Below are 20,483 nucleotides of genomic sequence, written 5' to 3'. Positions count from 1 at the left end.
TAAAGAAATGATTTATATTACTTCGGTTCGACATGGCCGCCAAAACCAAAACGCTGAGCGGAAAGGATTTTTTCGCCAAAGCTATTTCCTGAACGTGAACGGAACCGGGTAAACAGAGCTGCGGTCATGACCGGTGCAGGAACGTCTTCTTCAATAGCCGCTTCGATCGTCCATCGGCCTTCTCCCGAGTCAGAGACTTCGCCTGAAAACTCGGTGAGTTCTCCTGATTTAGCCAGCGCCTCAGCTGTCAGATCCAGAAGCCACGAGGAGACGACGCTACCACGGCGCCAGACTTCCGCGATATTAGCGACGTTCAGGTCAAAGCGATCGGATTGCGCCAGAAGGGGTGAATTCTTACTCTTCATGATGTCGAAGCCTTCAGCGAAAGCCTGCATCATCCCGTATTCGATACCGTTATGGACCATCTTCACAAAGTGTCCTGACCCAGGCGGCCCGCAATGCAGATAGCCTTGTTCAGCACGTGGATCGAGATCTGTGACGTTACGATTTGGTGTTAACGGAATATCGCCTTTTCCGGGCGCCAGAGCGGCAAGAATTGGATCGATATATTCTGTAGCGTTTTTCGGACCGCCATACATCATGCAGTAACCACGCTCGAGCCCCCATATACCTCCGGATGTTCCCACATCAATGTACGATATGCCTTTTAGGGCTAGTGCTTCAGCACGGCGGATATCATCCTTGTAGTAGGTATTTCCGCCATCGATAATGATATCGCCGCAGCTCAGAAGGTTTCCAAGTTCTTTGATACAGGCCTCGGTAATAGCTCCCGCAGGCAGCATAACCCAGATAACGCGATGTGTCTCACCTTCAAGGTTTTTTACAAGTGCCTCAAGACTGCTCACACCGGTGGCATGTTCTGCTTCGGCACGCGCTACGACAGCGTGCGTAACCGTCTCAGTGCGGTCATGCACGACGACATTATGACCATGACGTGTGAGGCGCACGGCGATATTGCCCCCCATGCGTCCCAAACCAACAATTCCAATACGCATCAATGATAAACCTACCTGCGCTCAGAGATTGCTTGCAATGGATTGCACAACGCCAGCGAACTGGGAAAGGTGATCAATTCGGATCACGTCACCAAATTTTGGATCAGGTTTTTCTGCATCACGCAGCAGAACACAGGTCATACCTGCTCGCACAGCAGCTTCCACGCCCGCATCCGAATCCTCGAGAACAATGCAGGCCTCTGGAGGAACGCCTTCTTCTTGAGCAGCATGAAGATAAATATCAGGGTTTGGTTTGGGAATATTCAGGTCGCGAGCAGAATGAATTCGATCTTTTTGAATAATCTGATCAAGGCCTGTTTTTGAAAATTTTGCATCCATTTCGCATGTGGAAGAATTGGAACCCACGCGAATGGGCAGATCCAGCGCAATGATGTCCTGCAGCATATCTTCGGCACCATCGACCGTAACGGCTTGAGTACGCATCATTTCTGCAATTTTACGTTCCATCATGACGGCCCAATCGTCAGGAATTTTTGAACCACTTTTCTCGGCAATTAACTCGCCAATCTTCTTCAGCTCTCCGCCGGAAAAAATCTTATCCGCTTGGGCGTTTGTAATATTCCATCCATATTTTCGAGCTTCGTTTGCCATTAATTCTGTAGAAAGAGATTCTCCCCCAACTAATACTCCGTCACAGTCAAATATAACTAGATCTATATTTTTATTGTTCATGACAATATCTCCAAATTCTGTAATTTTTGATTTTTTTAATATTAATAATAAAAAAATTGTTGTTCAATATTGAAAATTTATATTCTTTTGTCTATCATGATAGTATCGTGTTTTAGGAGCGTGTTCGTCTATGCGTCTTTTGCTGTAGGGCTTTCAGATCGGGCATCGGATGCTAAACGGTCTGGCTGCTTTACGAGAGCCTGGCGCAGACAAGTGCGATCAATGGTCTATTCAATCGCTTTGATGTAACCCTGCGCAGCGCAGCCTATCTGCCGATGTCGGGCTAGATCCACACTGAAGAACTGAAGACATTTGAACTGTGAGCGTACTTCCATGAGTATGTCCACTAACATGACTAAACTGAAGCCCCTTCCGAGCCGATAGTCGAACATTCCTCAAGGTCAAGCGCTCAATCGGTGCCTCGGGCAAACCCAACACAACACCCGCAATCTCCGCATTTGTCGCTCTCAAATCCGCAATAGTGACATCGTGAATATGCGGGGTCGTTGACGTTAACGGGGCGGCAGGATCGGTCATCGAGACAGTCTGCTGTGTTCCCCCGGGCTGCCCTGCATAATAATCACTGATCGACAGCGGAACCCGGACATGATCCATCGTTAGGTGTTCCGCACTAATCCAGCCAATATCTCCCCCACGATCCCGCCCAGACTTAATCCGCAGTCCGGACAGTGTGTTCTGAAACGAGACATCAGAAATTCTAATATGATGAGCCCCATTGGCCAGTTCGCTGCCAATAGACAGACCGTGCCCTTCACCGAAGCGAGAGTGTGTGATGTTGATATCGCTCGTCGTTCGGCCCGGCTGCGTCAAGCCGGACTTGATGGCAATATTGTCATCCCCTGTCGCGATATCGAGATTGCTCATCGTGACATGATCTGAGGAGACAAGATCAATGCCATCAGTATTCCGAGACGAGGCAGGGTTGCGGATCGTAAGATGGTCAATCCTGATCTGGCTGGACTCCCTTACAACGACCGTCCACATCGGAGAATTGGTCGCCGTAACGCCTGAGATCCTTCCATGCTGCACATGCGAAAACTCAATCAGCCAGGGCCGCGGCAGACCATTAGCAGCAGGAACTCCCGGATAGTCTGGACCATAAGGTAAAGGACCTGTGGTCTGCGTCTTATGGGCTCGCACGGCTTGGGGCCACCAGACAGCGGCGCCATTTCCATCAATATGGCCCTGACCGGTTATGGCCACATCCTGAACATCAATCGCAGAGATGAGGGCTTCACCGGGCTGCGCAGCTTTCCCCAGAAAGGCCCAGTAGAAAAGATGAGTGTCCGAACTCCCCAGAAGGGTACTTTCCTGCTCCAAATTCAGCGTGACGTGATTTTTGAGAGACAACGGTCCGCTCAACCATATTCCTGACACCAACGACACCACGCCACCGCCAGCCTCGCTACAGGCAGTGATAGCACGTTGAATGGATGGTCCGTCATTTGTGCGGCCGTCATGCCGTGCACCATATGTGACAGGATCACAGCGAGAAGAATTTGCGTGACAAAGCACTGGGAAACTTAAGAAAGCTCCTACCGAGAACATCCGTAAGCAATTAGAATAAGATCTCATAAATTGCATCCAATTAACACAATAAAGTACAGAATGTCATGCTCCTGCATGAAACCGACGAATATAATCAATCATAAGTCTTAACGGCTTAGGCACATAATGTTAGCGAGGAAAACAAATATGCCACCCGGGATATAGCGAACAATAAGAAGGAGATAATTCCACCAGTCCACCGCTATTTAGATAAGGCTGTGCATCGGGAGAACTGACCATGCAGAGCCCAAAACCTGCGAGCGTCAGTTTAAGGCCCAGTTGCCGGTCTGATACGGCGTTGAACACCCTGACGTCGAGTACAACCGCATTTTCATTCGGAAGCTGGATGGTGCTGCCAGGGACCGTAATCGGGGAATTTCTAGTACGCTCTCGCAGGCCTCCCACTACAGCATTTCGTCATGATGACCCAAGCCTCTGAAAATTTCACTCATTTAAAATGGTCTATCTTTCTCCAAGACTACTAGGCAATGATTGCATATCCTCACGTTACGCTGAATAATGGCGTAAAATGCCTCTCCTATGGTTTAGCGTTTACCAAGTGACCAATGATTCTCAATCCGAAGTCTCAGTGCTTTAGGCACTCAATATGGGCTATTGTCTGATTGATACAGTGACAGAATATGAGAACGAAGCTGCTGTCGGTCGAGCTATTACAACAAATATCACTCCCGTAATGAAATTTTTTTCACCACCAAATTATGGGTCCAACGCGACCTTGAGCGCATCAAATGGATCGCAGACAAGCATTTCAGAACGCAAGATCCCATTCATGCATCCTATTCATGAATTTTATGAGTAAAATATATATAGTGATTTGGGTTCCGAACAGATATCGTTCTTTTCAAAAAGTCTGTTCTTGAGAGTGAAAGTCGAAAAGATGGATCTAACCATAAACGGCGTACCTCACCAGCTTGAGATCGAGCCAGAAACTCCCCTGTTGTGGGCTCTGCGTGATGACCTTGCCATGACGGGTACGAAGTATGGTTGCGGCCTCGCGCAATGCGGGGCCTGCACGGTCCTCGTGAATGGTCAGGCTGTCCGGTCTTGTGTCACGCCCATTGAAAGGGTGGCAGGCGCTTCTGTCTTAACCATTGAGGCAATAGAACAAGACGACCTCGGCAAACGCGTCGTCTCGGCATGGGTCAAACATCAGGTCCCTCAATGCGGCTACTGTCAGTCAGGTCAGGTGATGGCAGCCGTTTCTCTCCTCAAGCAGGTCCCTCACCCAACAGACGACGATATTAACGCCGCCATGCTCAATCTTTGCCGGTGTGGAACCTATAATGCCATCCGCGCCGCAATCCATGACCTGGCGTCCTCTCCTGAAAACAAAGGGGCATGAGCATGAGCAGAGGCCCGTTCGAAAATATCGCAGAAACCGTGCAAGAGCCCGTCAATTTGTCCCGTCGTGGCTTCATGCGAGCATCAAGCGGCGCTGCAGCGGGCGCATTTATTCTCGGATTTGGGTTGCCGACACGACGAGCTCGCGCCGACGATACGAAGTCTCCGAAATTTCGTGGGACACAAGTGCCTGCCTTCCTTGAAATCCGTCCAGATAACACGGTCCTTCTGCAAAGCCCTTTCATCGAAGGAGGCCAGGGGACTTTCACCGCAATGGCACAAATCGTCGGTGAAGAGCTCGATGCTGACCCGGAAACATTTATCGTTGAGAATGCGCCTGCAGGTGACGAATACACCGTTATGGATAGCGGCATGCGCATTACGGGCGGAAGCATGTCTGTGCGGGATGGCTATGCTCCCATGCGTCGTCTTGGTGCTCTGGCGCGGGCAATGCTCTTACAGGCTGGCGCCCAGCAGATGGGCGTTTCTGTGACTGAACTGACAACGCAGCCCGGCTATGTCGTACATACAGGATCTGGACGTACCGTCCGCTATGGAGACCTCGCTCACGTCGCTATGGATCTTCCGATCCCGGATCCTGCCATTGTGACGCTCAAAGACCCCTCACAATTTCGGTGGATAGGACAGCCCGTACAGAGGCTTGATATTTACGAAAAATCAACCGGAAAAGCGGAATATACGATTGATATGCGTGTGGAGGGTATGCTCCATGCAGCTGTCCAGCATGCCCCCCGACTGGGAATGACCATCGCGTCCATTCGGAATGAAGAGCAGGTCCTCAACATGCGGGGCATCCACTCCGTTCACCACCTTCCGGGCGCCGTCGCTGTCGTCGCAGAACGCTGGTGGCATGCCAAACAGGGAGCTGAAGCCCTTCTCGTCAACTGGGCCGAGGCCACTCTTGGTACCGCAGAAACCATGCGCGTGATGCCATCTGATTTTTCTTCAGAGTCATACAAAACACATCTTGCAACGGCGTCCGGAAAGATAGACGACGCTGAGACTAAAGGAGATACAGAACAGGCTCTCCAAAAAGCTCACACCGTTCTCGAAGCAACATATTCCAGCCAATATGTAAATCACGCCCAGCTCGAGCCGCCTTCTGCTCTTGCCCGCTACAACGCTGACGGAACACTGGATATCTGGCTACCCAATCAGGCCCCCGATATGTTCCGGGCCGATATGGCCAAGCGTACAGGCCTTGATGTCGAAAAAATCACCATTCATTCGCCACTTTTGGGTGGATTTTTCGGTCGTCATTTCCTTTACGATCAGGCTAATCCCTATCCGCAAGCCATTCTTCTGGCCAAAGCGACAGGACGCCCCATCAAATTGATCTGGAGCCGCGAAGAAGAGTTCCTGCGCGATGCTCTGCGTCCGCTCGCGGTGGTCAAGTTCCGTGGTGGCCTTGATACAAACGGCTATCCTGTGGCGCTTGAAGCGATCAGCGCGACGGAAGGGCCAACTGAAGGGTTAGGTCCCAAACGGGGTAAGGATCTGGATCCATCAGCACTCGAAGGTTTAACAGGCAAGGCCTACGACATTCCCAATCGTCGTATTTCCCAACGATACATCCAAAGCCCGACTGCGCTTGGATACTGGCGCTCGGTCGGCAATTCCATGAATGATTTTCTATACGAAACTTTTCTGGATGAACTGGCGGACAAAGGTGGCAAGGATCCGTATGAACTTCGTCGCCATCTATTACGAGGCAATAAACGTCTTACTACCCTGCTTCAGGCCGTAGTGGACCTCTCCGGCGGCTGGAAGCGCGGTCCCTTTACTGCTGCAGATGGCTCCCGGCGCGCCCGGGGGATCGGTATGGCATCTCCGTTTGGTTCTGAAGCCGCTGCGATAGCGGAAGTATCGATTGAACAGGGGCAGGTTCGTGTACACGAGATCTGGGAAGCTCTGGATCCAGGTTCCATCGTCAACCCGGCTATTGTAGAGGCTCAGATCAACGGAGCGGTTGCTTTGGGCCTGTCCCAGGTACTCCTGGAAGAAGCTGTATATGAGAACGGTATGCCACGGGCCCGGAACTATGATGGCTATCCCATTCTCACTTTGGATCATATGCCGCGCGTTCATGTAAAAATCGTGGAAAGTGGTGAGAAAATGGGAGGTGTTGGTGAGCCTCCCTTACCCGCTATCCCCCCAGCCGTTGCCAATGCCGTGTCGACACTCGTCGGGCGCCGTATCCGCAGCATGCCGCTGTCACGTCATAATTTTCAAAGCTGATACGCTAGCGGTTACCGAGCGCCTCCCATGCGAGCCCATAACGATGCGGATTAACACATGAATAACCGTTTGAAAAAAGCTCTCACAGTCCTCGCACCGACTGCTGTTGTTCTAACGGCTGGCGTTACCTGGTTTGTATCCCGCACGCCCGCGTCTCATTTTGATTCCGTGATTTCTCCCGATCTTTCGCCTGCGCTTGTATCTCGTGGTGAGTATATCTCACGTCTTTCAGACTGCGTGGCGTGTCATAGTGTACCAGATGGCGCAGCATATACTGGTGGTTTGAAGATGGTCACTCCAATGGGTGCCATCTTCGCGACCAATATTACGCCAGATCAGACAACCGGGATCGGCACCTATACGCTTGCTGACTTTGATCGTGCCATTCGGGCCGGCGTCGCCAAGGATGGACGGCGCCTGTATCCTGCAATGCCCTATCCATCATATGCAAAACTGTCCAATGAGGATGTCCGGGCTTTATATGCCTATTTCATGAAGGGCGTGCCTGCCGTTCATCGTGAAAACAAAAAGAGTACAATTCCCTGGCCATTAAATATGCGCTGGCCGCTGTCTTTCTGGAATGAACTTTTCGTACCTGCTGGCCAATATGTTCAGGATGCAGCTCGCGATAAACAATGGAACCGTGGCGCTTATCTCGTGGAAACGGCAGGCCACTGTGGCGCCTGCCATACGCCACGCAGTCTGGCGTTCAATGAAAAAGGCATGAACAGTCACAACTCGCAGTTTCTCTCCGGAGCACTTATTGATCACTGGTTCGCACCCAGTTTGCGCAATGACCCGAACACTGGGTTAGGACGATGGAACGAGCAGGATATTTTTGATTTCCTAAAGACGGGTCGGAATTCCCATGCCGTTGTCTTTGGATCCATGACAGAAGCCTTCAATAACTCAACACAATTTTTCTCTGACGCTGATTTAAAGGCCGTGGCACACTATCTGAAGTCTTTGCAGAGAAACGCATCTCATACTGTCCAACCCTGGCAGTATGTCCCAACAACCGCAGAAGCTCTAGAGCCAAATCAGCGCAAAACCCCTTCAGGAGCTCAGACATACATGGCAAAATGCAGCTTCTGTCATGGGACTGATGGACGCGGACAAAGCGTCTGGATTCCTCCTCTTGCAGGGGCCGCCTCTTCTCTAACCGCAGACACGTCATCACAGATCAACATAACGCTCAACGGATCTGGACGTGTCGTTGCAAACGGTATGCCTGATGCCTATCGAATGCCGTCTTATCGTTCCCAACTGTCAGATCAGCAGGCTGCAGATGTTCTGACGTTTATTCGATCGTCCTGGGGAAACCGTAAAACGGTTATTTCACCCAATGACGTCAAAAATATCAGAAAGAGAACAACCCCGGCGCAAATATTCCCAGTAATTTTAAAAACGGAGTAAGATGTTCTCCTCCGAAGATAGTTCATCATCAACTATAGAAAAGAAAATATGCCTAACGACCTTCCTATCATCACCGAAATGCCCTGGAGTCCACCAGAAACTGCGTTGGAGGTGATGAGATCAAAACCGTGGGCGGCATTTCTTGACAGTGGTGGTCCGGCTACAGACAGCAGATCAAGGTGGACGTTTTTGTGCCTCGACCCGATTGAAACTTTTGAATGGAAATTTCCCTATCTTAAAAAAAACGATATATATATAATTGGCGACGCTTGGGGAGAATTAAAAAGATTATTTTCGAAGTACAAAATAGATCCCGGGACGTATCAAAATAATATTTTCATCCCATTTTTAGGTGGTATAGTAGGAATTATTTCTTACGAAGAAGGCCTAAGAAAAGAAAATATTCTTTCTAAACATAGTTCAAATGCTCCTGGGATGGTGTTTGCGGCATATCAGGATGTCTATGCATTTGATCGTCTGGAAAAGCGTTGCTGGTGGGTAAGCCGATCGGGGAAAGAAGCGCCACATTTAACACCTCGAGCTTCCTCTTGCATGATAAAAATACCATTAAAGGCAGAACAGTCACGCGAGGATTGGACCAAGAATGCAGAAAAAATTATTTCCTATATTGGAAAGGGGGATATCTTCCAGGCTAATTTGACAATGCGCTGGCGGGCAGAAAATCTAGAAGATTTTGACGAGTTAAGTGCATATTGTTCACTACGTAACACTTCTCCTTCACCGTTCGGAGCTTATTTCAAATCTCCACATTGTTCTTTATTGAGTGCTTCAGTTGAACGATTTCTTTCGCTATCCACAACAAGGAAAATAGAAACACGCCCCATTAAAGGAACAGCGCCTCTCGGAAAAAGTATTGAAGAAAAAATTAAAAACAAAAACAACCTACTGAAAAATGAAAAAGAATTAGCAGAAAATTTAATGATTACTGACCTTATGAGAAATGATATTGGAAAAGTAAGTACGATAGCGTCTGTAACAGTGCCTGAGTTATTTGAGATAGAAGAATTTAAACACATTTTACATCTTGTATCTCAAATAAATGGTAAACTGAAAGAAGGATTAACCCCTGTAGATTTGCTTGAAGCGACAATCCCTTCAGGTTCGGTTACAGGTGCTCCAAAGAAACGTGCACTTGAAATTATAGATGACACGGAGATCTCTCCCAGGGGGCTGTATTGTGGAAATTTATTTTGGATTAGTTATGATGGAGCAATGGATAGCTCCGTTTTGATACGCAGTTTGTCTAGAATAAAAACTCAAATTTCGATTGGTGCTGGTGGGGGCATTACTTGGCTATCAGATCCAGAAAAAGAATACAATGAAATGATTTTAAAAGCTACGCCCATACTTAAGGCATTTCAATAATGAAAAATTTTACATGGATTAATGGAGAAATTCTTTCTTACCTGGATGCGAAAATTAACGTAAATGATCGCGGCTTTCTTCTTGGTGACGGTCTTTTTGAGACAATGAGGGTAGTTAACAAGAAAATCCCCCATTTAAGATTACATCTTTCCAGACTGGAAAAAGGTTGCAGCACTCTCTTTTTTCCTTTCCCTGAAAAAATATTATTAAAAAAAGGCATAGAAGAAATATTAAAAATCAATGTGATAAATAATGGATCCTTAAGGCTAACTATCACGCGAGGAGACGGGCCGCGTGGTATAATTCCTTCCGGAGATACCAATCTTACAATTATCCTGCAAGTTTTTGATGAAACCAAAACAATACTATCTCCTATAAAACTTGTTATTTCAAGATATTTTCGAGACGGAAGAAGTCCTCTTTCTGTAGTTAAAACTACTAATTATTTACCGTCCATTCTAAGTCGCATAGAAGCAAAAAATAAAAACTATGACGATGCTCTTCTACTGGGGCACACAGGCTCTATTGCAGAAGCAACCGCAGCAAATATTGTTTTTTTGAAAAATAATATACTTGTAACTCCTCCGCTGTTAGACGGTCCTTTACCTGGAACATCCAGAGGTCGCCTATTGAAGGCCGGTTTATGTAAAGAAATTTCGGTGAAACCAGAAGAGTTACCCTCCATCCAGGGAGCATGGCTTATTAATGCACTTTCTATTGCACCCGTCACTGCAATCAACAACTTATCAATAAGACAGTCACCCCACAAAGGGGAAATTATAAAAGACTATCTATTCTCCGATATAAAATAAATAATTTCATTTAACTTAAATATTATTTACAGAGTATAAAAACTATTTTTGGAAATTCGAATTAAAGGATTTCCATATGCCCTTCTGCTTGATTCAAGCCCTGAATATGACCGCGAGAGCAAAGAGACCGGATGACCGACGTCATCTGAAGTACGAAGCGTTAGTTGTTTGGCCTGACCGATGAAAAATGGGAGCACAAAGCCCCTCCCCTGATGCCGCCTGCGAACCAGCGTAGCCTGAAACGCGCAACCAATTTTCGCGAGATCATCAATGCGCTGCGCTATCTTGTCCACTCCGATTGTAGCTGGCAGATGCTGCTGACTCATTGTAAGCATGTGGCCGACCATTTACTGGTAGTACCGCAGACGGAGTCACCGTTTTTTATTCTGTACTCTCCATCATGTCTGCATGATTCTGGATCGTGAACCTGCGCCTGCGGGATACGAAGCAGCCTATCCAGTCTGGTGTCATCGATAGTTAGAGTATCAGCCCCCCCCTCACGCAAAGGTCCCCGCTTATGACGCCAGCGAAAAGCTCGTTGATCGTAAGCGACATATAGATAAAGCTACTTTTATCAGCTTCATGGGTGAGGTTATCCTGCGCAAATGCTGGCAAAGATCTTCGATCTTACGACCAGTTCGCCTCCTGTAGCACTAACAGATGTCAGGATCGATATGATCTGGCATAGATCCTATGGAGACGATCAGGCGCACTGCTGGATACGCGACACATTATGGAAAGTGGCGCAAATTCGTTAAAAAATTTATGCCCAGTGGTGACAGCATTATTCCCGAGCAATAGGGATATGATATCTCATGGCTTCTACCAACGCTGCAAAAGCTGGTGAGTGTAGTCGCCTGCTGGGGTAATATAGATAAGGGCCTTCACACTCCAGACTCCACTCCAAAAGCACCTCAACCAGACTCCCCGTTTCAATATAGGGCTTTGCCAGATCGTAAGGAATGTAGCCTAATCCAATCCCATCGATGGCAGCATTGAGGACCAACATGGAGTTGCTAAACGTTGTTTGCCCCGTAAAACGAAATGAAATTTCGCGACCTGTCGGTTCACGAAACTCCCACTTCAGGTTTCCTCCAGCAGTCGTCATCCGCATATTAATACAGTTATGACGGCGCAAATCATGTGGCGTTGCAGGGGGCAGATGACGGCGAAAATAATCCGGTGATCCTACGACGCAAAAACGCCAGTCTGGGCCCACACGCGTCGCGACCATGTCTTTCTCGACGGCTTCCCCGATACGGACCCCTGCATCAAAGCGTTCTGCAACAATATCAACAAAAGCGTAATCCATACTGAATTCGATGTTGATATCGGGGTACTGCCGAAGAAATGCGAGAAGTTTAGGTCGAAATACCAGTTCTATGGCCGCATCGGTGCATGTGATACGAATTGATCCGGCAGGCTTGCTCCCCAGAGAAGCAACTGAATCGAGTTCCGCAGAGACCTGTTCAAGAAGTGGCCCCACACGCTTTTGAAGCTGCTCTCCGGCATCGGTTGTTGCGACATTTCTAGTTGTTCTAGACAGAAGACGAACCCCAAGCCTCTCCTCAAGCCCCCTCACCGTATGGCTCAAGGCTGAGGGTGTGACACCGAGTTCAGCAGCAGCCCGCGTAAAGCTTCGTTCTTTGGCAACCGCGAGAAAAGCTGTCAATTCGTTGATATGATCGCGCGGCATTACTGAGCTTATTTCAAAGGTTCATGCACGTTATATGCTCTAATCGAGTGCTGCAAGATCTCTTATCGTGTTGAGAACAAGGCCTCTTCTGGCCTCATAGCGAAGCACAGGAAATTTTTATGGAAATCTTCCGCGCAGGTCACAAGCCGTCTTTCAAAGGGCCCGGAGACTGGTTCACTGGCACGGTCAGGGTTGATATGCTTTTCAACCCTGCTGCTCCCGATCGGGTTCAGGGTGCAAATGTGACATTTGAACCGGGTGCACGGACAGCCTGGCATACTCATCCACTGGGCCAGACCATTATTGTGACATCAGGCGTTGGTCGCGTGCAGCGATGGGACGGTCCTATCGAAGAAATCCGCCCTGGCGACGTGGTTTTCTTCGAACCGGGTGAAAAGCATTGGCATGGCGCCGCGCCAGACACGGGCATGACCCATATCGCCATTCAGGAAGTTGAGAATGGCAAAGTCGTAGACTGGCTCGAACATGTCTCTGACGACCAGTATGGGCAATAATTCAAATATTTATACAGGTAAAACATCATGATTAAAGATAAAATTGTTCTTATCACTGGTGCATCTTCGGGCATTGGCGAAGCAACCGCACGGCTTCTCGCACGGCAAGGTGCGAAAGTTGTTCTGGGTGCGCGTAGAGAAGAACGCCTTCAACAAATTGTCAGTGCTATTGAAAGCGAGGGCGGAACAGCGACCTACCTCGTGACGGATGTAACGAAGCCGAGCGATAATGAAGCTTTGGTCAACATCGCCAAAGAAAAATACGGTCGTCTTGACGTTATTTTCCTCAACGCAGGTCTGATGCCGACAGCCCCCGTATCCGCCTTGAAGACGGAGGAATGGAATGCAGCCGTCGACATTAACATCAAAGGCGTTCTGAATGGCGTTGCTGCCGCCATGCCTCATTTTCTGGCACAGAAATACGGTCAGATCATTGCCGTTTCGTCAGTGGCCGGTCTTAAAGCATACCCTGGCAGCGCGATCTACGGCGGCACCAAGTGGTTCGTTCGCGATTTCATGGAGGTGCTTCGCATGGAGTCAGCCATGGAGGGTACCAATATTCGCGCCTCCACGATTTATCCTGCAGCGGTGAAAACTGAATTGCTCGGCGGCATTTCTGATCCCGGGGCGGCTGCAGCCATGCAAAAGCTATACGATCAGCATGCTATCCCACCCGAACGTATTGCCGACGTAGTCTCGTTTGCGATTTCTGCCCCAGCAGACACAACGATCAACGAGTTTACAGTTGGGCCAGCCAATCAGGCCTGGTGAGGAATCCTCAATGCCGCATATCATCGTTAAGCTATGGCCAGGTAAATCCGAGCAGCAGAAACAGCGTCTGGCGGATGCGATCACCCAGCAGGTTACCACTATTCTGGGTTATACGGACGATGCGGTCTCGGTTGGTTTCGACGAGGTTGCATCATCAGACTGGCGTGATCAGGTTTATAGACCTGATATTCAGGACAAAGAAGCATCACTCTACAAAAGTCCTAAATATTGTAGGTAAGAATTTTTTCGAATATTTCACGTGGGTATTCTTATTATTTATGTAAAATATTTGAAATATCCTGTCACGACGACGATATGCCCCTAGAACACCATCAAACGATGAAAACCTGAAGATCTCGAAGAAGCCAATTATTTTAATTGCTTCTGTGTGGTTTCATTCCTTTTGCATTGATTGGGGCATAGATCATGAAGCAATCTGGCTTTTTTGATGTGGATAAGCGGCTTGCTCCCCTGAGCGAGCTCAAGTATCAGCGCCGCCGCTTAATAAGTCAGAACATGGAAATCTCACACTACTCAAAACGTAGAGCGAATGCCATCACGGCAACCGTCAATCAGTACGCCGCAGCCGTAAAATCAAAAGACACGCCCATCAATCAACGGTTCTTTTATCCTTCCACCCTCCTCTCAGGTGAATAGGTCTCCGCCAATCCTGGAACGGCTCAAATAGAGGTCATCAGCTGAATCCCGCAATAGCTCTGGCCTTGTATGGTTCTTCAAGTGCTACGATTTCATCAGTCGTTAGCTCTACGCTCAGCGCGCTGATTGCATCGTCAACCTGAGCGATTGTGGACGCTCCTACAATTGGAGCGGAAACTTCAGGTTTATTCAACACCCATGCCAACGCAATCTGTGCCATAGGACTTCCACGACGCTCAGCTATTTTCTGAACTACTGAAATGATCGCCTCGTCAGCTTCGCCTTCCAGCGTCTTTCCAAAATTATCGGCCTTCGATCGCGCAGTCTGTATGTTAAAGGGTCGCGTTAAGCGACCGCGTGCCAAAGGACTCCAAGGGAGGATGCCAACCCCCTGATCGCGACACAGCGGTAGCATTTCGCGCTCTTCTTCTCGGTAAAGAAGATTAACCAAATTCTGCATTGTCGAAAAAGTTGTCCAACCGTTTGAACGCGCAACTTCTTGTGCTTTCGCAAACTGCCATGCGTACATCGAAGACGCTCCGATATAACGCGCCTTACCTGCACGGACGATATCATGGAGCGCTTCCATTGTTTCTTCGATCGCGGTTGTATAATCCCACCGATGAACTTGGTACAGATCAACATAATCAGTTCCAAGGCGGGAAAGACTTGCGTCAATTTCAGCGATGATTGCTTTGCGCGACAACCCTTGCTTATTCGGTCGCATCGCGGAACCGAGTCCCTCAATGGGATAATAAACTTTGGTTGCCAATACCATTTCATCGCGTGAAAGAAATTCTCTGAGAATTTTTCCAACAATTTGTTCTGACGTTCCTGCAGAATAGCTGTTAGCAGTATCAAAAAAATTTATACCACACTCAACAGCTTTCCTAACGATAGGGCGCGCAGCACTCTCGTCCAAAGTCCAAGGGGGAATACCCGCGTGGGGTTGTCCAAACGTCATGCATCCGAGGCATAGACGAGATATGTCCATCCCGGTGGAACCGAGTTTTCCGTACTCCAACTGGATCTCCTTTCTTTTGTGAGCGCCGCACATCTACTATCTTACAAGGCACTGGCATCGGTAAAAACGGTCAGAGCCAATTCAAGAGCGATATCGAAAGAGTTAGGTGCTTTAGACCCGTGTTTTGATAAGTCGGATTGATGATAAATATTTCTGGATCTGAATCCATATTTTGCAGATAGGTAGCAGTTGCCCTCATACTGGACCTAGGCAGAGCCCCTTTGGCTTCCGGACGGCCGACATCGTCAGCTAATATGGAGCGCTCAAAAAATTGGAACTCGGTGCGTCACAATCCAAACTGTCAAAAAAATATATTTCCATCTAGCGCAGCGCGGCAAGCCCCTTTAAATGCAGAAGAATGATGCAAAGCGCGTGGCAGAGTAAAGGAGTGCTGGTCTTTTGGCCGCTGGTTCTGCTCGCCATCATTATTCGCCTCAGCGTTGGAAGTCTGCCTTTACCGCAGTTCCTCCTCGATGATCCGTTTAAGCAGCTGGCCAGCCTCTCGACCCTGTGCGACAGTCAGGATCTTGGCAAGCATAGTCCCGATCATCATCATGCAGCAGACATCGGTGATGGTATTGCTGTAATTGACGATCTGCTAACGATCCTGGCGATCGGATGCGCCGTTGCTGTTCTTCTCGTCTTTTCTGGAACAAGTCGGCGTGTTGTCTGGTGCTTTCCGCCAGTACGGGCCCCTCCCTTATGGCGGCTGTCGGGCATTTATGCTCAGGGTCCTCCCCACCTGATCTGACACAAACCTAGCACCTTTATCGCACCTGCGATGAAAGGCTTTCTGCGTTTTTCAGATCAGAACGAACACATGAACACTTCTTTTGAATCAAGCCGTCCTCTCGGCTCGCTAGTGCTTGGCTGCGTTTTTCTTGGTGCTTTTCCAGCCCACGCCCAACCTTTCCAGGCACGTTCTCGCAAAACAGTAACAGTTGCTTCCTCTGTAAATCAGAAGCAGAATGTTGAAAGCATTTTGGTTCGAGGCGCCGCGCGTGGTTCGGCACTGCTTCGCCCCGTCGGTGAAACCACTTATAGTTCGGACCACATAGATTTTGCGCACAGGGCAGCACAGTCGGTCGCCGATATGGTTGCAACCCTCCCAGGAGTAACTGTTCTGCAAGGTAATGGCCCACGCGATAATGTCGTTTCTGTCCGTGGGTCAGGTGCACGTCAGTCTTGGGGCCTGAAGAACCTTCAGATTACGGAAGACGGGTTTCCCATGACGCAACCTGATGGCACGGCGCGGGCAGATTTGATCGATCCGCACGCCTATGAAGGCGTGGATGTCTCTCAGGGACCGGCCTCTACGCTATACGGTAATTACGCGATTAATGGGGCAATCAACTTCCGCACACGAAATGGAGCCGACATTCACGGCCTGGAACTGGGCTCAGACTTTGGCAGTTTTGGTCTTTTCAATAATTACGCGACGATTGGAGCAGGCAATAAACGCTACGACTTTATGCTGTTTGGCAGCGATGTGCGAGGCAAGGGCTTTATCGCGAACAGTCAGTATAATACCTCCACCGAGAATATGCGGCTGCGGGTCAATCTGACCTCATCAGATCGCCTCGTCCTGAAATTCGTCAATAATGTTACGGACACATCTCTACCGTTACGCCTCTCTCTCAACCAATTCCGCAGTAATCCCTACCAAAATGGTTGCGCAAATGCGGCATCGGCCGTTGCTGGATGCGCCTCGGTCAATCTTCTGGTGAATGGTGCGTATGGAGCCCACCAGGCGACGAGTCCACAACAGGCAGGGCTAGGGCGTTTTGACCGACGCACCATTGTAGGCCTGCGATGGGAGCATGATTTCGATCCAAGAACAACCTGGCATACCCAGTTTACTTACGATCAACGTCATACCGATCAGCCAACATCGACAACGGCTTTTGTGGGGCCGTTTAATTCCTACAATGTGCAGACGGATTGGACGAACCGTGGCCGTATCGGGAAAACGCCTCTGACCAGCTTTGTCGGTGCCAGCTTCGACTACATGGATTATGGCTATCAGGTCTATAATCTGACCCCGCAAGGCGGCGCGACGCGCGGTGCTTTGAATTCCACGTCATACGGTCACCAGTGGAACATCGGTCTTCGCTTCCAGGAAGACTGGCAGTTTTCTCCGCTTTGGCATGCTGTGGTTGGACTGGGTGGTACGCAATCTGATGTCGGAGCAGTTCAGACGCTCTACAATAGATCAGCACGTTCAACCGCGCTGCAAAATATCACGGCTAATCGACGCTTCTTCAATCTCGCACCTGAAGCCTCGCTGGTTTATACCCCAACCAAAGACTGGACTCTCCATACCCGCGTTGGAACAGCCTACGCCACGCCTGGCTATTCCAGTTTTTTTGTGACCCCTCAAGGAAACTACGGAAACAACACGCAGCTCAAGAGCGAAACAAGTCTCGGTTTTGATCTTGGTGTCGAATGGCATCCGTCACCCAGCATCAATATTCAGGCCACTGGCTTTTATGAGTTCTACAGAAACGAACTTGTCAGTCAGTCAGCGGGCGTCAATACACCCGCAGGAAGCTATACCTTCAACGCCCCGGCCTCAGAGCATCGTGGCATTGAACTCGGTGCGACATGGCAGCCATTGCGTGCCTCTCTGCCGGGTGCACGACTGAAGCTGTCTTACACCTATGGCAACCAGATCTACACAAAATACACTGAAACCCTGTCCAACAGTACGCTGGCGCAGAGCTTTGCACGAAAAGGCAACCTTATCCCCGGTGTCATCCCTCACTTCCTGGATGCGCGTGTCCTCTATAATCAGCCAGACGGATGGCTGCAGGGGCTGGGAGGCTTTGCAGAAGTGACGTGGAGAAGTACCTTTTTTCTCGACAATGCCAATATTCTGAAAGCTCCCTCATACGCATTGTTGAATCTGGAAATCCATTACGATCCACCTCCACGTATGGGCTGGGTTCATCGTCTGCACAGCTACTTCGAAGTGCAGAACGTGACCAATCAAGTTTATGCCGCCGGCGCAACTGACATTAGCGATACACTCCTCCCGACCGGACAGCAGGCTGGGCGGAGTGTTTTGGCCAATAAAACCGGATCCATCTACGCGGGTTCGCCACGAGCATTTTTCGGTGGCGTTCGGATCAAGTTCTGAAAGTGTTTACGACGATGAAGTATTTCAGAACGCCTCTATGGCCGGACTATCGCACCGTATGGCGATGGCATTTTTTTGCGGGACTCTTCTGCCTGCCCTTTATAATACTTCTGTGCTTCACGGGGTCCATTTACCTGTTCAAACCGCAGGTGGATCGTTGGATCGACTGGCGTTACGACCACCTAGCAAGCAGTGCGACACATTCAACGCCGAAACAGGAAGCCATGGCAGCACTCAATGCTGTCCCTGGCAGCCATTTTCTAGCCTATGAGCTTCCAGAGACGGCTTTTAGTGCTGCCCGGGTGATCGTCGATCGCCAGGGCACGGCCATTCGCGTGTATGTTGACCCGACATCGTGTAAGGTGCTCAAGCAGGTTCCTGAAGAAGAACGTTTTGAGCGCATCATCTTCAAACTGCACGGCCAGCTGTTATTGGGGAATACTGGCTCCATCATCATGGAAATGGTGGCCTCCTGGACAATCGTTCTGATTGCCACAGGCCTGTATCTCTGGTGGCCGCGCCATATACAGAATTTGGCGGGTATTCTTTATCCACGGATCACCCGGGAAGGTCGAGTTCGATGGCGAGATCTCCATGCCGTAACAGGGCTGTGGGTCTCCTCGTTTCTGGTTCTTTTTCTGCTTTCCGGCTTGCCATGGTCTTTTGTTTGGGGGCACGCCCTGTCTCGGGTGGAGACACAGTTCAGCCACCTGACCTCAGTTCCCGACTGGGAAATCGGAGCTGTTTCTGAACGAAATCGGATTGCAGGGCGCTCGGTCTCGCCTCAACAGACCGATACGATGCCAGGTATGGATATGGGCTCCATGGCTGTGTCGGACAACTCTATATCAGAAAGCCTGAACCAAGTGGTCACGACGGCTTCCCAACTCGGATTTACAGCCCCGGTTCTCATAACGCCACCGTCAGCAGGAGGCACGGCATGGAGTGTTCGTTCAGATACGCAAAATCGCCCAAACCGCATCAGCGCAGTTGTGGATTCATCCGGGTCGGTAAGATCAGTCCAGCGTTTTGAAGAGAAAGCCCTGACTGATCGCGTTATTGGATATGGAGTTGCAGCGCATGAGGGGCACTTATTCGGGAGAGCCAATCAATTTTTGAATCTTCTTGTAGCGGTTGGATTACTGACGATGAGCATCGCTGCACTTGCCTTATGGTTCAGACGCAAACCGCCAGGACAGTTGGGAATACCGTCTGTCGATCCCAACAAGAAGATTGGTGTGGGAGCGCTGGTTGCACTAATTGTATTAGGGCTACTCCTGCCAGAACTTGGAGCCTCGCTTTTGCTTCTCTGTCTTGCGAGCGTGCTTTCAAAAGCCATTCACCATCGTTACCATTAACTGGCAGGAACGAGATGACTGAGTCGTGTGGCGATTTCCTGTGGGTTGGTGTCGACCGGCAGAACGGAGACAAGCCGGTTATCGCCATCCATTAAATAGAGAACGGAACTATGATCCATGAGGTAGTCTGAGGACATATGTCCCACTGGAACGTCGCGACGTCGTGCCATAACGTGGAAACTTTCAATAACTGCGTGAATCTGAGATTCCGTTCCCGTAAGCCCAACGATACTAGGAGAGAAATGGCTGACGTAATCAGCCACAACATCAGGGGTATCACGCGATGGATCAACCGTGATGAAAAGCGGCACAATTTGGTGTGCCTTTTTTCCCATAAGATCGAGAGCCTGTGTGACCGTCGCGAGAGTTAACGGGCAGACATCTATGCAGTGCGTGTATCCAAAATAAATCAGCGTATAGCGCCCTTGGAATTGACGCTCCGTAAGAGGATGACCGTGCATATCGATGAGCGTATAAGGGCCGCCTAACGTCGGCGCCGCCCGATTGAGCAACATCCCGCGTATTCCGGTTGCCCCGAGAAAGAGAGCCGCGATGATTAACGCCGGAGCAAATAGTTTCTTCGCTTCATTGAGACGAGCAGGTTGCTTCTGAACAGGCTGCTTTAGTTTTTTACGTCCCCTACCACGGTTTGGCATAGCATCCTCCCTTAAGCATACTTTCTTAGCACACGAAGTATGCCACACGTATAACTGCCTCTAGAGCTACAGAAAGGGCAACCACAGTGTCAGTTATGCAGATTAATTTTACGCAAGTCCGACGGTAGGCTGAGGACTCATAGCGAGAAGATGA

General features: G+C 49.4%; 18 protein-coding genes and 1 pseudogene. 13 read left to right on the top strand and 6 right to left on the bottom strand.

The window, feature by feature from the left end:
* Positions 1 to 17: 17 nt before the first annotated feature.
* Together gnd and GWA01_RS04100 are read right to left on the bottom strand one after the other, a co-directional pair.
* Complete coding sequence (gnd, locus tag GWA01_RS04105) at positions 18 to 1,016, bottom strand: phosphogluconate dehydrogenase (NAD(+)-dependent, decarboxylating) (RefSeq protein ID WP_146794284.1); 999 nt, start codon at positions 1,014 to 1,016, stop codon at positions 18 to 20.
* Positions 1,017 to 1,037: 21 nt separating this feature from the next.
* Positions 1,038 to 1,709: an HAD family hydrolase gene (locus tag GWA01_RS04100; RefSeq protein WP_146794282.1), complete on the bottom strand. Its 672-nt coding sequence runs from the start codon at positions 1,707 to 1,709 to the stop codon at positions 1,038 to 1,040.
* A gap of 144 nt (positions 1,710 to 1,853) precedes the next feature.
* Here GWA01_RS04100 and GWA01_RS13160 point away from each other — a divergent pair.
* Positions 1,854 to 1,993 (top strand): annotated as a pseudogene (locus GWA01_RS13160) (IS5/IS1182 family transposase); the annotation flags it as partial.
* Here the strand turns inward: GWA01_RS13160 and GWA01_RS04090 are convergent.
* Complete coding sequence (locus GWA01_RS04090; RefSeq protein WP_228118331.1) at positions 1,941 to 3,092, bottom strand: glycoside hydrolase family 28 protein; 1,152 nt, start codon at positions 3,090 to 3,092, stop codon at positions 1,941 to 1,943. The pseudogene GWA01_RS13160 and the gene GWA01_RS04090 sit on opposite strands and share 53 nt — an antisense overlap.
* A gap of 1,084 nt (positions 3,093 to 4,176) precedes the next feature.
* On the opposite strand from GWA01_RS04090, the gene GWA01_RS04085 reads away from it, so the two are divergent.
* From GWA01_RS04085 to GWA01_RS04065, 5 genes are read left to right on the top strand one after another with little or no spacing between them, the layout of a single operon-like run.
* The gene (locus tag GWA01_RS04085; protein WP_146794280.1) at positions 4,177 to 4,641 is read left to right on the top strand and encodes a (2Fe-2S)-binding protein; all 465 of its coding nucleotides are present in this window, start codon (positions 4,177 to 4,179) and stop codon (positions 4,639 to 4,641) included.
* Positions 4,638 to 6,899, top strand: coding sequence for a xanthine dehydrogenase family protein molybdopterin-binding subunit (locus GWA01_RS04080; RefSeq protein WP_228118330.1), 2,262 nt, complete (start codon positions 4,638 to 4,640; stop codon positions 6,897 to 6,899). The genes GWA01_RS04085 and GWA01_RS04080 overlap by 4 nt, the downstream gene beginning before the upstream one ends.
* A gap of 57 nt (positions 6,900 to 6,956) precedes the next feature.
* Positions 6,957 to 8,315 carry a c-type cytochrome gene (locus GWA01_RS04075; protein WP_146794278.1) on the top strand — a complete coding sequence of 453 codons (1,359 nt, stop codon included), beginning with the start codon at positions 6,957 to 6,959 and terminating at the stop codon, positions 8,313 to 8,315.
* A 48-nt stretch (positions 8,316 to 8,363) separates the two neighbouring features.
* On the top strand, positions 8,364 to 9,701 hold the full coding sequence (locus GWA01_RS04070) for an anthranilate synthase component I family protein (RefSeq protein WP_146794276.1): 1,338 nt from the start codon (positions 8,364 to 8,366) through the stop codon (positions 9,699 to 9,701).
* Entirely contained in the window at positions 9,701 to 10,513 is an 813-nt protein-coding gene (locus GWA01_RS04065; protein WP_146794274.1) for an aminotransferase class IV, read from the top strand. Before GWA01_RS04070 ends, GWA01_RS04065 begins: the two co-directional genes overlap by 1 nt.
* A gap of 784 nt (positions 10,514 to 11,297) precedes the next feature.
* On the opposite strand, the gene GWA01_RS04050 is transcribed toward GWA01_RS04065, so the two are convergent.
* The gene (locus GWA01_RS04050) at positions 11,298 to 12,209 is read right to left on the bottom strand and encodes a LysR family transcriptional regulator (RefSeq protein WP_146794270.1); all 912 of its coding nucleotides are present in this window, start codon (positions 12,207 to 12,209) and stop codon (positions 11,298 to 11,300) included.
* A 119-nt stretch (positions 12,210 to 12,328) separates the two neighbouring features.
* Between GWA01_RS04050 and GWA01_RS04045 the strand changes: the two genes are divergently transcribed.
* The 4 genes from GWA01_RS04045 (at position 12,329) to GWA01_RS04030 (ending at position 14,152) form a co-directional block, all read left to right on the top strand.
* On the top strand, positions 12,329 to 12,724 hold the full coding sequence (locus GWA01_RS04045) for a (R)-mandelonitrile lyase (RefSeq protein ID WP_146794268.1): 396 nt from the start codon (positions 12,329 to 12,331) through the stop codon (positions 12,722 to 12,724).
* Between the two features lie 27 nt (positions 12,725 to 12,751).
* Complete coding sequence (locus GWA01_RS04040; RefSeq protein ID WP_146794266.1) at positions 12,752 to 13,495, top strand: SDR family oxidoreductase; 744 nt, start codon at positions 12,752 to 12,754, stop codon at positions 13,493 to 13,495.
* Positions 13,496 to 13,505: 10 nt separating this feature from the next.
* Entirely contained in the window at positions 13,506 to 13,733 is a 228-nt protein-coding gene (locus GWA01_RS04035; RefSeq protein WP_146794264.1) for a tautomerase family protein, read from the top strand.
* Between the two features lie 188 nt (positions 13,734 to 13,921).
* Entirely contained in the window at positions 13,922 to 14,152 is a 231-nt protein-coding gene (locus GWA01_RS04030; RefSeq protein WP_146794262.1) for a hypothetical protein, read from the top strand.
* Positions 14,153 to 14,189: 37 nt separating this feature from the next.
* Here GWA01_RS04030 and GWA01_RS04025 read toward each other — a convergent pair whose 3' ends face one another.
* A complete protein-coding gene (locus GWA01_RS04025; RefSeq protein WP_276508684.1) occupies positions 14,190 to 15,146 on the bottom strand; it encodes an aldo/keto reductase in 957 nt (318 codons plus the stop codon).
* A gap of 418 nt (positions 15,147 to 15,564) precedes the next feature.
* On the opposite strand from GWA01_RS04025, the gene GWA01_RS04020 reads away from it, so the two are divergent.
* The 3 genes from GWA01_RS04020 to GWA01_RS04010 all read left to right on the top strand — a co-directional run bounded on the left by GWA01_RS04020 (position 15,565) and on the right by GWA01_RS04010 (position 19,673).
* Complete coding sequence (locus GWA01_RS04020; protein WP_229315994.1) at positions 15,565 to 15,927, top strand: hypothetical protein; 363 nt, start codon at positions 15,565 to 15,567, stop codon at positions 15,925 to 15,927.
* A gap of 69 nt (positions 15,928 to 15,996) precedes the next feature.
* Entirely contained in the window at positions 15,997 to 18,315 is a 2,319-nt protein-coding gene (locus tag GWA01_RS04015) for a TonB-dependent receptor family protein (protein ID WP_228118329.1), read from the top strand.
* 14 nt (positions 18,316 to 18,329) lie between these two features.
* Positions 18,330 to 19,673, top strand: a complete 1,344-nt coding sequence (locus tag GWA01_RS04010) for a PepSY-associated TM helix domain-containing protein (RefSeq protein WP_146794252.1) — start codon at positions 18,330 to 18,332, stop codon at positions 19,671 to 19,673.
* Here the strand turns inward: GWA01_RS04010 and GWA01_RS04005 are convergent.
* The gene (locus tag GWA01_RS04005) at positions 19,670 to 20,329 is read right to left on the bottom strand and encodes an SCO family protein (RefSeq protein WP_146794249.1); all 660 of its coding nucleotides are present in this window, start codon (positions 20,327 to 20,329) and stop codon (positions 19,670 to 19,672) included. The genes GWA01_RS04010 and GWA01_RS04005 overlap by 4 nt on opposite strands.
* Positions 20,330 to 20,483 lie beyond the last annotated feature (154 nt).

Origin of the sequence: Gluconobacter wancherniae NBRC 103581 (assembly GCF_007988885.1) — a bacterium.
Taxonomy (GTDB): Bacteria; Pseudomonadota; Alphaproteobacteria; order Acetobacterales; family Acetobacteraceae; genus Gluconobacter; species Gluconobacter wancherniae.
Note: the sequence above shows the minus strand (reverse complement) of the source record. Positions and strands in the feature narration are given on the sequence as shown.